Annotated in this window: 14 protein-coding genes and 2 tRNA genes; 8 read left to right on the plus strand and 8 right to left on the minus strand. The window is 68.3% G+C overall.

Annotation, left to right across the window (positions count from 1 at the left end; genetic code table 11):
• Positions 1-22: 22 nt before the first annotated feature.
• Positions 23-1,723 carry a long-chain-fatty-acid--CoA ligase gene (locus tag LQ566_RS02160; RefSeq protein WP_231089918.1) on the minus strand — a complete coding sequence of 567 codons (1,701 nt, stop codon included), beginning with the start codon at positions 1,721-1,723 and terminating at the stop codon, positions 23-25.
• Between the two features lie 149 nt (positions 1,724-1,872).
• On the opposite strand from LQ566_RS02160, the gene gatC reads away from it, so the two are divergent.
• The 6 genes from gatC (at position 1,873) to LQ566_RS02190 (ending at position 7,526) form a co-directional block, all read left to right on the plus strand.
• Positions 1,873-2,172: an Asp-tRNA(Asn)/Glu-tRNA(Gln) amidotransferase subunit GatC gene (gene gatC / locus LQ566_RS02165; protein ID WP_231089919.1), complete on the plus strand. Its 300-nt coding sequence runs from the start codon at positions 1,873-1,875 to the stop codon at positions 2,170-2,172.
• Positions 2,169-3,704, plus strand: coding sequence for an Asp-tRNA(Asn)/Glu-tRNA(Gln) amidotransferase subunit GatA (gene gatA / locus LQ566_RS02170; RefSeq protein ID WP_231089920.1), 1,536 nt, complete (start codon positions 2,169-2,171; stop codon positions 3,702-3,704). The genes gatC and gatA overlap by 4 nt, the downstream gene beginning before the upstream one ends.
• Positions 3,704-5,218 (plus strand): Asp-tRNA(Asn)/Glu-tRNA(Gln) amidotransferase subunit GatB, encoded by a 1,515-nt coding sequence (gatB, locus tag LQ566_RS02175; protein WP_372459769.1) that lies wholly within the window; start codon positions 3,704-3,706, stop codon positions 5,216-5,218. The genes gatA and gatB overlap by 1 nt, the downstream gene beginning before the upstream one ends.
• Positions 5,219-5,313: 95 nt before the next feature.
• Positions 5,314-6,567: a DNA polymerase IV gene (gene dinB, locus LQ566_RS02180; protein WP_231089921.1), complete on the plus strand. Its 1,254-nt coding sequence runs from the start codon at positions 5,314-5,316 to the stop codon at positions 6,565-6,567.
• A 64-nt stretch (positions 6,568-6,631) separates the two neighbouring features.
• Positions 6,632-6,952 carry a hypothetical protein gene (locus LQ566_RS02185; RefSeq protein ID WP_231089922.1) on the plus strand — a complete coding sequence of 107 codons (321 nt, stop codon included), beginning with the start codon at positions 6,632-6,634 and terminating at the stop codon, positions 6,950-6,952.
• A 61-nt stretch (positions 6,953-7,013) separates the two neighbouring features.
• Positions 7,014-7,526, plus strand: coding sequence for a nucleoside/nucleotide kinase family protein (locus LQ566_RS02190; RefSeq protein WP_231089923.1), 513 nt, complete (start codon positions 7,014-7,016; stop codon positions 7,524-7,526).
• Positions 7,527-7,561: 35 nt separating this feature from the next.
• Here LQ566_RS02190 and LQ566_RS02195 read toward each other — a convergent pair whose 3' ends face one another.
• Genes LQ566_RS02195 through LQ566_RS02205 form a run of 3 tightly spaced genes read right to left on the minus strand, consistent with a single transcriptional unit; the run spans position 7,562 to position 8,690 of the window.
• Positions 7,562-8,041, minus strand: a complete 480-nt coding sequence (locus tag LQ566_RS02195) for a DUF2017 family protein (RefSeq protein ID WP_231089924.1) — start codon at positions 8,039-8,041, stop codon at positions 7,562-7,564.
• A complete protein-coding gene (gene clpS, locus LQ566_RS02200; RefSeq protein WP_231089925.1) occupies positions 8,038-8,343 on the minus strand; it encodes an ATP-dependent Clp protease adapter ClpS in 306 nt (101 codons plus the stop codon). Before clpS ends, LQ566_RS02195 begins: the two co-directional genes overlap by 4 nt.
• The gene (locus LQ566_RS02205) at positions 8,340-8,690 is read right to left on the minus strand and encodes a metallopeptidase family protein (protein WP_231089926.1); all 351 of its coding nucleotides are present in this window, start codon (positions 8,688-8,690) and stop codon (positions 8,340-8,342) included. Before LQ566_RS02205 ends, clpS begins: the two co-directional genes overlap by 4 nt.
• Before the next feature lie 89 nt (positions 8,691-8,779).
• Here LQ566_RS02205 and LQ566_RS02210 point away from each other — a divergent pair, with 89 nt between their 5' ends.
• On the plus strand, positions 8,780-10,354 hold the full coding sequence (locus LQ566_RS02210; protein WP_231089927.1) for an SDR family oxidoreductase: 1,575 nt from the start codon (positions 8,780-8,782) through the stop codon (positions 10,352-10,354).
• 86 nt (positions 10,355-10,440) lie between these two features.
• On the opposite strand, the gene LQ566_RS02215 is transcribed toward LQ566_RS02210, so the two are convergent.
• The 4 genes from LQ566_RS02215 to LQ566_RS02230 all read right to left on the minus strand — a co-directional run bounded on the left by LQ566_RS02215 (position 10,441) and on the right by LQ566_RS02230 (position 11,690).
• A tRNA-His gene (locus LQ566_RS02215) sits at positions 10,441-10,513 on the minus strand.
• Positions 10,514-10,550: 37 nt separating this feature from the next.
• A complete protein-coding gene (gene orn, locus LQ566_RS02220) occupies positions 10,551-11,177 on the minus strand; it encodes an oligoribonuclease (RefSeq protein ID WP_231089928.1) in 627 nt (208 codons plus the stop codon).
• Positions 11,178-11,250: 73 nt separating this feature from the next.
• Positions 11,251-11,326: transfer RNA gene (locus LQ566_RS02225), tRNA-Arg, on the minus strand.
• A gap of 106 nt (positions 11,327-11,432) precedes the next feature.
• Positions 11,433-11,690 carry a hypothetical protein gene (locus LQ566_RS02230; protein WP_231089929.1) on the minus strand — a complete coding sequence of 86 codons (258 nt, stop codon included), beginning with the start codon at positions 11,688-11,690 and terminating at the stop codon, positions 11,433-11,435.
• Between the two features lie 222 nt (positions 11,691-11,912).
• Here LQ566_RS02230 and ssb point away from each other — a divergent pair, with 222 nt between their 5' ends.
• A complete protein-coding gene (ssb, locus tag LQ566_RS02235) occupies positions 11,913-12,422 on the plus strand; it encodes a single-stranded DNA-binding protein (protein ID WP_231089930.1) in 510 nt (169 codons plus the stop codon).
• Positions 12,423-12,526 lie beyond the last annotated feature (104 nt).

A 12,526-nucleotide genomic window follows, 5' to 3' on the forward strand; every position in this document is an offset into this window, starting at 1 on the left:
CCGCGAAGATCGGCGAGCCCGCTCAGCCGCCCGTCGTCAGACCGAGGATCTGCTGCTTCACCTGACGACGCAGGACCTTGCCGATCATGGACTTCGGGAGCTCGTCGACCACGAACACGCGACGCGGCACCTTGTACGGCGTCAGCAGGCCGCGGGCGTACTCGCGGATCGCCTCGACGTCCACGGATGCCCCAGGGCGAAGGACGATGGCTGCGACGACCTCTTCGCCGGAGTGGTCGCTCGGCAGCCCGACGACCGCCGCATCTTCGACGTCCTCATGCTGACGGAGCGCGTTCTCGACCTCGGTCGGGGCGACATTGAAGCCGCCGGTGATGATGAGCTCCTTGATGCGATCGACGATGCGGACGAAACCGCCCTCGTCGATGGTGACGATGTCGCCGGTGCGGTACCAGCCGTCCACGAACGCGGCCTCGGTTTCCTCGGGTTTGCCGTAGTAGCCGGAGAACACCTGAGGACCACGTACCACCAGCTCGCCTTCGGCGCCGGCGGGCACGTCCTGGGCCGGGTTGTCCGGGTCGACCACGCGGCACTCGGTGCCCGGCAGAGGCAGCCCGACGGTCCCGGCGACACGGTTGTCCGCCACCGGATTGGCCATCAAAACCGGGGAGCACTCGCTGAGCCCGTAGCCCTCCACGAGGAATCCGCCGGACGCCGCCTCGAACGGCACGACCAGTTCGTGGCGCAGCGCCATGGCGCCCGAGATGGCGACCTCGGTGCCCCGGATTGAGATTCCCTTCTCGATGGATCGGGCCAGCAGCCGCTCCGCGATCGGCGGCACGAGGGGCAGGAAGGTGGCGGGGTGCTTCTTCATGACGTCGAGCACCATGTCCGGATCGAACTTCGGGAACAGCACCAGGCGAGCGCCCATCGACATCGCGAACGTGAGGCAGAGCGTCAGACCGTACGCGTGGAACATCGGCAGCACGGCGTAGACGACGCATCCGTCGCCACGTGTGATCGAGGGCACCCACGCTCGGGCCTGGGCTGCGTTCGAGAGCAGGTTGCGGTGGGTGAGCGCCGCTCCCTTGGGTGTTCCCGTCGTGCCGCTGGTGTACTGGATGATCGCGAGGTCGTCGGTGGCGGGCTGTGCCCAGCTTCCCGGAAGTCGCCCGGCCGACACGATCTTCTCCCAGGGCACGGTGCCGCGCACCGGCGCATAGAGCGCTTCGCGCGATTCGCGAGCACGTGCGACGGGGAGCCGGAGCGCCAGACGCATGGTGGCAGGCATCGCCCGGGTCACATCCACCGAGATCAAGGTGGAGACGGCAAGGTCCTGCGGGAAGTCCTGGACGTCGGCCACCACCTTGTTCCACACGATGGCGTGTTTGGCTCCGTGATCCTCGAACTGCTTGCGCAACTCGCGCGGCGTGTAGAGCGGATTGTGCTCCACCGCCACGGCGCCCAGGCGGAGCACCGCATAGAACGCGATGATGTGCTGCGGGCAGTTCGGCAGGATGATCGCCACGGTGTCACCGGAGCGCACGCCGTGATCGCGAAGCCCCTGCGCGGCGCGTTCGATCTGCTCGAGCAGCTGCGCGTATGTGGTCTCGCGTCCGAAGAACTCCAGCGCTGGAGCCTCCGGGTAGTCACGAGCTGACGCGATGACGATGTCGACGAGCGAGCCGGAAACGGGCTCGAGGTCCGCGGGGACACCGGCGGCGTAGCTGGCGATCCAGGGACGAGGGGGGTCGTAAGTGCTCACCCGCTCAGCCTACGACCGCGATGTGACGCGCCCGGTGCGAACCGCGCGGTGGGAGGACCCTCGTGTGGGGAGTGTGGGGAGTGTGGGGAGTGTGACCCGGCCGTGACCTGCCAGCAGAGAGAGCCGATCGATGGAACTAGACTGATCGGGTGTCTGAAATCACCCCCGAACTCGTCCGTCATCTCGGCGTGCTCGCGCGGATCCAGCTCTCCGACGAGGAGGTCGAGCGACTGACCGGTCAGCTCGGCGCCATCGTCGACAACATCGCCAAGGTGTCGGAGGTCGCAACCCCCGACGTTCCCGCGACGAGCCACCCGATCCCGCTCGCCAACGTCTTCCGTCCCGACGAGCCGCAGCAGCCGCTGACGGTCGCGGAGGTCCTGCAGAATGCGCCCGACTCCGACGACGACCGCTTCCGCGTGACCGCGATCCTGGGAGAAGAGCAGTGAGCGACATCATTCGCCTGTCCGCCGCCGATCTGGCGGCGCAGCTGCGCGCCGGTGCGGTGTCAGCGGTGGAGGCCACCCGTGCCCACCTCGACCGCATCGCCGCCGTCGACACCGACGTGCACGCCTTCCTGCACGTCAACGAGCACGCCGAGCGCTACGCGGCGGACATCGACCAGCGCCGGGCCGCCGGTGAGGAGCTTCCCGAGCTCGCCGGTGTACCCCTCGCCGTCAAGGACGTGCTGGTCACCACCGACATGCCCTCCACGTCGGGATCGAAGATCCTCGAGGGCTACATGTCGCCCTACGATGCGACGGTCGTCGCGCGTGCTCGTGCGGCCGGTCTGATCGCCATCGGCAAGACCAACATGGACGAGTTCGCCATGGGCTCCTCCACGGAGCACTCCGCGTACGGGCCCACCCACAACCCGTGGGATCTCGAGCGGATCCCGGGTGGATCGGGTGGCGGATCGGCCGCTGCCGTGGCCGCGTTCGAGGCGCCGCTGGCGCTCGGATCCGACACTGGCGGCTCGATCCGTCAGCCGGCGCACGTCACCGGAACGGTGGGCATGAAGCCGACCTACGGGGCGGTCAGCCGCTACGGCGCGATCGCGCTGGCGTCCAGCCTCGACCAGGTCGGCCCGGTCACCCGCACGGTGCTCGACTCTGCTCTGCTGCAGGACATCATCGGCGGGCACGACGCGAACGATGCCACCTCGCTGGCCGAGCAGTGGCCCTCCTTTGCCGCGGCTGCTCGCGAGGGCGCCCGCGGGGACGTGCTGAAGGGGCTCAAGGTCGGTGTGATCACGGAGCTGCCGGACAGCGGCTTCCAGCCGGGCGTGGCCGAGTCGTTCCGCTCGGCGCTGGCCGCCATGGAGGCTCAGGGTGCAGAGATCGTCGAGATCAGCGCGCCCCACTTCGAGTACGGTGTCGCCGCCTACTACCTGATCCTTCCGGCAGAAGCCTCCAGCAACCTCGCCAAGTTCGACTCGGTGCGCTTCGGTCTCCGGGTGACCCCCGACGGTGGCGCCACGGTGGAGGACGTCATGGCGGCCACCCGCGAGGCCGGATTCGGCGAGGAGGTTAAGCGCCGCATCATCCTGGGCACGTACGCGCTGTCCGCCGGCTATTACGACGCCTACTACGGCAGCGCCCAGAAGGTGCGCACGCTCATCCAGCGCGACTTCGACAACGCATTCGAGAAGGTCGACGTGATCGCGACCCCGGCTGCTCCCACCACCGCGTTCAAGCTGGGCGAGCGCATCGGCGACCCGCTGCAGATGTACCTCAACGACGTCACCACGATTCCGGCGAACCTGGCGGGTGTACCGGGTATCACCCTGCCGTCCGGACTCGCGTCCGACGACGGCCTCCCGGTCGGCATCCAGTTCCTGGCCCCGGCCCGTGAGGATGCCCGTCTCTACCGCGTCGGCGCAGCACTCGAGACCCTGCTCGTGGACCAGTGGGGCGGCCCGCTCCTGGAGCGCGCCCCGCGGCTGCCGGGCGAGATCACTCACGAAGGCGAGGCACGCTGATGGCCGACAAGCTGATGGACTTCGACAAAGCCCTCGAACTGTTCGAGCCGGTGCTCGGCTTCGAGGTGCACGTCGAGCTCAACACGCGCACGAAGATGTTCTCCTCGGCGCCGAATCCCGCACATCCGGACAACCACGACGCCGGACCCAACACGCTGGTCGCCCCGGTGGACATGGGGCTGCCGGGATCCATGCCCGTGGTGAACGCACAGGCGATCGAGTCCTCGATCAGCCTGGGCCTCGCCCTCGGCTGCTCGATCGCACCGTCGAGCCGGTTCGCGCGGAAGAACTACTTCTATCCGGACCTCGGCAAGAACTACCAGATCTCGCAGTACGACGAGCCGATCGCCTTCGAGGGTTCCGTGGAGATCGAGCTGGAGGACGGCACGCTGGTGACCATCCCCATCGAGCGCGCCCACATGGAGGAGGACGCGGGCAAGCTCACCCACATGGGTGGTTCGACCGGCCGCATCCAGGGCGCTGAGTACTCCCTCGTCGACTACAACCGTGCGGGTGTGCCCCTGGTGGAGATCGTCACCAAGCCGATCTTCGGTGCCGAGCACCGTGCGCCCGAGTACGCGAAGGCCTATGTCGCCACGATCCGCGACATCGCGAAGGCCCTCGGAATCTCTGAGGCGCGTATGGAGCGCGGGAATCTGCGGTGCGACGCGAACGTCTCGCTGCGTCCGCGCGGCCAGGAGAAGCTGGGAACGCGCACCGAGACGAAGAACGTCAACTCGATGCGCTCCGTCGAGCGTGCCGTACGCTACGAGATCCAGCGTCAGGCCGCGATTCTCGCCGACGGCGGGATCATCACCCAGGAGACGCGACACTGGCACGAGGACACCGGTCAGACCTCGGCGGGGCGCCCCAAGTCCGACGCCGATGACTACCGCTACTTCCCGGAGCCCGACCTGGTCCCCGTGCAGCCGTCTGCTGAGCTGATCGAGCGCCTCCGCGCCGCGCTGCCTGAGGCCCCGGTGGCCCGTCGTCGCCGGCTCAAGGCGGAGTGGGGCTTCACCGACCTCGAGTTCCAGGACGTCAGCAACGGTGGTCTGCTCGACCAGGTCGCGGCCACGATCGCCGCGGGCGCCGCTCCGGCATCAGCCCGCAAGTGGTGGACGGGTGAGATCACCCGCATCGCCAACGCGTCGGAGCGCGACGCGGCGGATCTGGTGTCGCCGGAGCACGTCGCCGCGCTCCAGCAGCTGGTCGATGAGGGTACGCTCACCGACAAGCTGGCGCGCCAGGTTCTGGAAGGCGTCATCGCCGGCGAGGGCGACCCGCAGACGGTCGTCGACGCACGCGGCCTTGCTGTCGTCTCGGACGACGGCGCACTCATCGCCGCGATCGATGAGGCACTGGCCGCGCAGCCGGACGTCCTGGAGAAGATCCGCGACGGCAAGGTGCAGGCAGCGGGCGCCGTGATCGGCGCTGTCATGAAGGCCATGAAGGGCCAGGCGGACGCCGCGCGCGTGCGCGAACTCGTGCTGGAGCGCGCGGGCCAGGCCTGACCCGTCACCCACGATGCGGGGTCCGCCTGAGGGCGGGCCCCGCATCGTCTCTCCAGCCGCCGCCCGATGTCGGTGGCCCGAGGGAGGATGGAGATATGGGACGAGGTGATGGCAGTGGTCGCATGGTCTCAGGACCACGTGCCGACGACACCGGCACGGGCATCCTCCATGTCGACATGGATGCGTTCTACGCATCGGTGGCGGTGCTCGATGATCCCTCGCTCGCGGGCAAGCCCCTGATCATCGGTGCGCCGGAGGGACGGTCGGTGGTCTCCAGCGCCTCCTACGAGGCCCGACGATTCGGCGTTCGCGCGGCGATGCCGGTGAGCCAGGCGTTGCGTCTCTGCCCGTCCGCCATCGTCGTGTCGCCGGACTTCCACCGCTTCGTGGAGGTCTCCCGTCAGGTCATGGCGATGTTCCGCGACGTCACGCCGCTGGTCGAGCCCCTCTCCATCGACGAGGCCTTTCTCGATGTGCGCGGCGCTCGGCGGTTGTGGGGCTCACCGCGCGAGATCGCTCAGAACCTCCGGGCGCGTGTTGCACGCGAAGCCGGCATCACATGCAGCATCGGCGTCGCCGCGACGAAGCACGTGGCCAAGATGGCCTCGACGGTGGCCAAGCCCGACGGCCTACTGGTCGTGCCGGACTGGGCCACGGATCAGTTCCTCGCACCCCGTCCCGTCAGCGCCATCTGGGGAGTCGGGCCGAAGGCGGCTGAGACGCTGTCCTCCCGCGGCATCCGTACGGTGGCCGATATCCGTGCGGGCACGGAGCACCAGCTCGTGCGCGCGCTGGGCCAGGCCATGGGGGAGCAGGTGTGGCGTCTGGCGCACGGGATCGATCCGCGGCCGGTCTCCACGGAGCGCGTGGAGAAGAGCATCGGTCATGAGGAGACCTTCGAGCAGGATGTCACCGATCACGCTCTGCTGCGCAGTGAGTTCCGGCGCCTGGCGGATCGTGTCGCGGCGCGACTGCGCTCGGCGTCTCTTGAGGCGCGAACGGTCGCCGTGAAGGTGCGCTTCGATGACTTCACCACCCTCAGCCGGTCGCAGACGCTCGCAGAGCCCACCGACGTCGGGCGCAGAATCGGGGAAGCGGCGTGCGAGCTGTTCGGCTCGATCGATGTGCAGGCCCCTGTCCGCCTGATCGGCGTCCGCGCGGAGAGGCTGCAGAAGGCCGGCGGCGGAGGCCTCGGCCTCTGGGACGATGACGCGGACTGGCGCGCTGTGGACACGGCACTGGATGGAGCGACGGCACGCTTCGGAAACGGCGCCTTGACACGGGCTTCTGCGCTGGGACGCCGTGATCGGTACGCCCAGCCGCAGGCACGCAGCCTCGACGAGGGGTAGATCCGCGGCCCGCGTCGCCGCGATCACGGATGCGGCGACGGCGTGTGCGGGGTACGGTGGAGGCATGCCCAACCTCGCACTGGAACTCGGCAAGCTCACGGCCTCCTCGGGCGTCGCCAGCGTCTACGGAGAGCAGCAGGACGTCGACGGAGTCCGCGTCATCCCCGTCGCCGCCACCTGGAGCGGCTTCGGGGCGGGCGAGGACGAGGAGAGGGGCTCCGGCGGCGGTGGGGGCGGCGTGTCCCTTCCCGTCGGCGCCTACATCCGCCGTGGCGACGACATCCGCTTCGAGGCGAATCTGATCTCGCTGCTGGTGGTGGGCATTCCGTTCGTCTGGGTCGCTGGTCGCGCCCTCGCACGCATCATCCGTGCCCTCAAGCGCTGACACTTCCGCGTCGCAACCGGATCCACTGGATCACGCGCTCCGCAGAGCCGTGGCCAGCGTGATGGCGCTCGTGGGAGATCGGTCGCGAGCAAGTGTTCTGATCGATGGCCGCAGCGGTGCGGGCAAGAGCAGCTTGTCTCGCCGGCTGGCAGATGCCTGGCCGCGGCCACGGCCTACCGTGCTGCCTCTTGACGCGGTCTACCCGGGCTGGGACGGTCTCGACGCAGGAGCCGAGGCCGTGATCCGCGACATCCTTGTGCCGCGCTCTCTCGGCGAGCATGGCCGAGTGAGCGGCTGGGACTGGGCACAGGATCGGCCCGCGGGGTTCTCCGCCGCGCCGCACGACCGGGGCCTCATCGTCGAGGGGTGCGGGATCCTGCGCGCCGAGTCCGCGCCGCTCGCCGACGTGACCGTCTGGCTGGAAGCCCCCGCAGCGACGCGGCGCGAGCGTGCGCTCGATCGGGACGGCGATGCGTACCGACCCCATTGGGACCGGTGGGCGGCGCAGGAGGATGAGCACATCCACCGTCACGATCCGCAGGCGCTGGCCGATCTCGTCCTCACGCTCCCCTGAGACACCCGGCCGCGCGCCGATCGTAGCGAGAGTTGTCAGGAGCTTGCGACCACGACCTGCTCGAGCTGGTAGCCGAGCCATTCGTAGATGCCGACAATGGGGCTGTCCGGATCCAGCACGGCAGGCGCGGGATCCGACCCGGGACCACCTGCAGCGATCCCGAGCCGTGAGGCCAGCACGAGCCGCAGGGCGGACAGAGTGCGCATCCAAGCGGGCGCAGTGTGCGCATCGAGGAGGATCGCGGCAGGATCCTGCGTTGAGGCTCGATCGGCCTCGGCCAGAGCATCGGCGACGACGGTGGCGTCGTGCTGCCGCCGGGTCACGCTGTCGGCCTCGGTGAGCCGCCGGAACTCCCGGCTGGCGTCATCGTCGTCCGGGTAGACGCTCGGGGCGAGCCGCGCCAGAGCGGGATCATCTGCCGCTGACCCCTGCTGCAAGACATCGGTGAACTGAGCCACGAGGTCGGAGAGCACCGCTCGCTCCTGCGCGGACAGGGTGAACTGGCCGGGGGTCACTGCGGTGCCTGCCGAACTGTCGCCCAGAGCCCATAGTCGTGCATCGCCTGCGCGTGCAGCTCCATCTGTTCCCGTGCCCCTTCAGCCACCACGGCATGACCGTCGTTGTGCACGCGTAGCATCAGCGTGTTCGCCTTCTCGGCGCTGAAGCCGAAGTAGTCGCGGAAGACCTTCACGACGTAACTCATCAGGTTCACCGGGTCATCCCACACCACTGTCTGCCAGGGGCGTCCCGGTGATGCGGTCTCCTCCGTGCGCTCGTCCTGCTGCTGGGCGACGTCCGGGAATGCGAGTGCGGTCATGCCCACCCCAGTTCATGCAGCCGTTCGTCGTCTATGCCATAGAAGTGAGCGATCTCATGGACGAGCGTTGTGTGGACCTCGTCGCGCAGCTCCGCGAGTGAATCGACGGCCTGCAGATGCGGTTCACGGTAGACGATGATCCGGTCTGGCAGATCCCCCAGGCCGTATCGCTCGCGCTCGGTCAGCGCCAGGCCGTCATAGAGGCCGAGCAGGTCGAGAGACCCGTCCTCGGGGCGGTCCTCGACCACGAACACCACGTTATCGAGTCCGTCGACCATGTCGTCGGGTAGAAGGTCGAGTTCTTCGATGACGAGCGCTTCGAACGCCGTCGCGTCGAGGTCAATCATCCTTCGAGCGTACCCATATCCGGCGGTCGGCGTCGTCGCTCGCGCGGCTGCGGCCCCACACTGTCGGCGACGTTGCCTACGATGGCTGGATGAGGGCGCGGGATGAGGACACAGAGACGGCAGCGACACTGAGCACGCCCAGCGGTGCGGAGGAGACGTACCGCGCGCGCACCGGGGCGGACGGCTCCGCACCGCGCGTGCTGGTGCTCGGTGCGACGGGATATCTCGGCGGGCGCCTCGTGCCACGACTGCTGGCTGCCGGCTATCGCGTGCGAGCACTCACTCGGGGGGCCACGCGCCTCGAAGGCGCCCCCTGGCGCGACGACGTCGATGTCGTCGACGGCGACGCCACCGATCCGGGCGCCCTGGCGCGCGCCCTCGATGGCGTCGACATCATCTACTACCTGATTCACTCCATGTCGGCCGGCCGGGATTTCGCGGAGCTCGATCGGCGCATCGCTCGTGCGGTGGGGGCAGCGGCGGAGCGAGCCGGGGTGAAGCAGATCATCTACCTCGGCGGACTGCACCCGCGCGATGTGCCGCTCTCGCCGCATCTGAACTCGCGTCGCGAAGTGGGGGAGATCCTCCTCGCAGCCGAGACGCCGACGCTGGTGCTGCAAGCGGGCGTGGTGATCGGTTCCGGCTCCGCCTCCTTCGAAATGATCCGCCATCTCACCGAAGTCCTTCCGGTGATGCCGGCGCCGCGGTGGGTTCGAAACCGCATACAGCCGATCGCGGTGCGTGACGTGCTGCACTACCTGCTGGCTGCGGCGAAGCTCCCGGAACCGGTCAATCGTGCCGTCGACATCGGCGGTCCGGATGTGCTCCGCTACGGGCAGATGATGAACGCCTATGCGGTGGTGGCGGGCCTTCCGCAACGGCGGATCATCGCATTGCCGGTACTCACGCCGCGCCTGGCGTCTCTCTGGGTTGGACTGGTGACACCGGTGCCGCAGCGCATCGCCCGACCGCTCGTGGAGTCGCTGCAGCAGGAGTGCATCATGCAGGATGACGTGATCGACACGCTGATCCCGCCGCCGGCGGCCGGTCTGACCACCTATCGAGACGCTGTTCGGCTGGCGCTGGGACGCATCGAGATGGATGCCGTGGAGACCAGTTGGGTGGATGGGCGCGTGCCGCGTGCACCGAGTGACCCCATGCCCAGTGACCCGGACTGGTCCGGTCGCACGGTCTTCGTCGACGCTCGCGAACGAACGACGCAGGCGTCACCCTCGGCGGTCTGGCGCGTGATCAGTCAGATCGGTGGTGCGCGCGGCTGGTACTCAGCATCGATCCTGTGGGCGCTGCGCGGTGTCATGGACCGGCTGCTCGGGGGAGTGGGACTCCAACGAGGGCGACGGTCGCGATTGACGGTCCGGGTGGGCGATGCGATCGACTTCTGGCGGGTCGAGGCCGTGGAACCGGGGCGGCTCCTGCGACTGCGTGCGGAGATGCGGGTGCCGGGCGATGCCTGGCTGGAGCTGTCGGTCGACCCGACGCCGGACGGCGGCGCCACCTACCGTCAGCGTGCGGTGTTCTTCCCTCGCGGCCTGTCGGGCCGGCTCTACTGGCTCTCGATGCTGCCGTTCCACGGCTTGATCTTCGCCGGTATGGTCAACGAGATCATCGCGGACTCGGAGGGGACTCAGAGTGGGTCTCGCTGACCGGAGACGTGCCGCACGGGCCTGGGAAGGGAGACTCCTCTGAAACGGAGAATCCCCGGAGCCGAACGGCTCCGGGGATTCATCTGGGTGAGTAACGGGGCTTGAACCCGCGACCTCCTGGACCACAACCAGGCGCTCTACCAACTGAGCTATACCCACCGTGTCCCCGCCTCAGCGGGGCAACTCGTCTATTCTGTCACAGGTTCGGACCGAACGATGACACGACGGCTTCCGACACGGCCTTCGCCTGGTCCGAAGTTGGCCCCGGATCAGGCACGAATACGGCGCGACGATAATATTCGAGTTCTCGAATGGACTCGAGGATGTCGGCGAGTGCGCGGTGACCACCATCCTTTTCGGGGGCCTGGAAGTACGCGCGTGGGTACCACCGTCGAGAGAGCTCCTTGATGCTGGAGACGTCTACGTTGCGGTAGTGCAGGTGACGGTCGACGCGGGGCATGTACTTGGCGATGAACATACGATCGGTGCCGATGGTGTTCCCGGCCAGCGGGGCCTTGCCCTCCATCGGGACGAAGCGGCGGATGTACTCGAGCGACAGGTACTCGGCCTCGGCCACGCTCACGCCATCGGGGATCTCCTCGATCAGCCCGGATGTGGTGTGCATGTTGGTGACGAACTCGTTCATGTTGGCCAGCGCCGAGTCGTTCGGCTTGATGACCACGCGGAACCCGGGATCGATGAGATTGAGCTCGAAGTCGGTGATGACGATCGCGATCTCGACGAGTTCGTCGACGGCGAGGTCGAGTCCCGTCATCTCGCAGTCGATCCAGACGAGCCGGTCATTCTCGGCAGCAGAAACCATGCTCACATCCTAGTCGCGGCATATTCGGGCAGCCGAGAGACGGCCGCCCTGGAACGCGCTTCTGGCGGGGATGTGGTCCCCCAGAGGTGATTCGAACACCTGACCGGCGGATTAGAAGGCCGCTGCTCTATCCACTGAGCTACTGGGGGTCGTGCCACCAGAGTATCGGTTCCGGCGACGAGCCGGTGAACGGCTGCCGGCGTCGTGGTGTGCGCCCCCGGAACCGCAGACGCGAGTGTGTCGATGAGGGCCACTTCACATCCAGCGCAGGCAGTCGCAGGCTTCATCTGCGCTCCAGAACTCGCCCACCTCGCGGAAGCCGCCGACGGCGGCGTCGAAGCGGCGAGCCTGGAAACGGGTGCCCGCAGCACGGGCAACGGCCCGGATCTGCCCGAGCACCCGACCGTCTGCCGCGATCACACGCCAGGCGTTCTCGGCCACGGGAAGCAAGCGCTCCCGGACGGTGGTATGCAGGCGCGGCGCGAACCGGGCGGAACTGATGGTGGCGGACATGTGCGTCTCCCTTCTGAGGGCAACGTTAGGCGGGGCCTCGGACATTGCCGCGGGCCGACGTCGTCCCTCCTCCACAGGCGGGCCGATGCGGCGATCGATCCCGCTTTCCCCGATCACTGGCGGTTCGCTTCGCCGGGGCGCGCAGCATGGAACCGATCCGGCGCCGACTCGGGCACGACGGCGCCGGATCACCGGCGGAAGGTCCGCCCTGAAGGGAGAGAAATGACGGAGAACATCACCGTGGTCGGCAACGTTGCGTCCGAGCCGCGACAGGCGGTCAGCGGAGCCGGGGCGACGTACACCTCGTTCCGGCTCGCAACAGACAACCGCAGGTATGACCGGGCGACCGGAGAGTGGATCGACGGCACGCCGAACTGGTTCACGATCTACGTCTGGAGAGCCCTCGGCGAGAACGCCCTCGCCTCCGTCCGGACGGGCGATCGTGTGCTGATCTCGGGCAGGTTGCGTCTACGCGCGTGGACGGATGGGGATCGCCGGGGGACGGCCGCCGAGATCGACGCGGACGCGATGGGTCCCGACCTGCGCTGGGGAACGACGACCTTTCATCGTGCACGGCGTCTGGCGGCGACGGATCCGGACGAAGGCATCGACGTGCCACCCGCTTCGATGGCGCTGACGGACATCGAGGCTCCGCCGGTCGACGCCCAGGATGAGCCGGCAGCTTCGGGGGCGCAGGCGGAACAGTGGGCGGCGACGGCAACCCCGTTCTGAGCGGGCGCGCGGCCGGGCGGGGGAGACGTGGCCCGGTACGAGTACGAGCTGGTGCCGGGCGAAGGAACACGGGTTGCGGCGCTCGGCGATGTGCGAAGGGACAC

The organism is Microbacterium nymphoidis, from assembly GCF_021044885.1.
GTDB lineage: Bacteria > Actinomycetota > Actinomycetes > Actinomycetales > Microbacteriaceae > Microbacterium > Microbacterium nymphoidis.

Excerpts from the sequence above, each read along its gene's own strand:
- LQ566_RS02205 (WP_231089926.1), bottom strand. The coding sequence starts at position 8,690 with ATGATTGACCTCGACGCGACGGCGTTCGAAGCGCTCGTCATCGAAGAA.
- LQ566_RS02230 (WP_231089929.1), bottom strand. The coding sequence starts at position 11,690 with ATGTCCGCCACCATCAGTTCCGCCCGGTTCGCGCCGCGCCTGCATACC.
- orn (WP_231089928.1), bottom strand. The coding sequence starts at position 11,177 with ATGGTTTCTGCTGCCGAGAATGACCGGCTCGTCTGGATCGACTGCGAG.
- LQ566_RS02185 (WP_231089922.1), top strand. The coding sequence starts at position 6,632 with ATGCCCAACCTCGCACTGGAACTCGGCAAGCTCACGGCCTCCTCGGGC.
- LQ566_RS02190 (WP_231089923.1), top strand. The coding sequence starts at position 7,014 with ATGGCGCTCGTGGGAGATCGGTCGCGAGCAAGTGTTCTGATCGATGGC.
- clpS (WP_231089925.1), bottom strand. The coding sequence starts at position 8,343 with ATGACCGCACTCGCATTCCCGGACGTCGCCCAGCAGCAGGACGAGCGC.
- dinB (WP_231089921.1), top strand. The coding sequence starts at position 5,314 with ATGGGACGAGGTGATGGCAGTGGTCGCATGGTCTCAGGACCACGTGCC.
- gatB (WP_372459769.1), top strand. The coding sequence starts at position 3,704 with ATGGCCGACAAGCTGATGGACTTCGACAAAGCCCTCGAACTGTTCGAG.
- LQ566_RS02210 (WP_231089927.1), top strand. The coding sequence starts at position 8,780 with ATGAGGGCGCGGGATGAGGACACAGAGACGGCAGCGACACTGAGCACG.
- ssb (WP_231089930.1), top strand. The coding sequence starts at position 11,913 with ATGACGGAGAACATCACCGTGGTCGGCAACGTTGCGTCCGAGCCGCGA.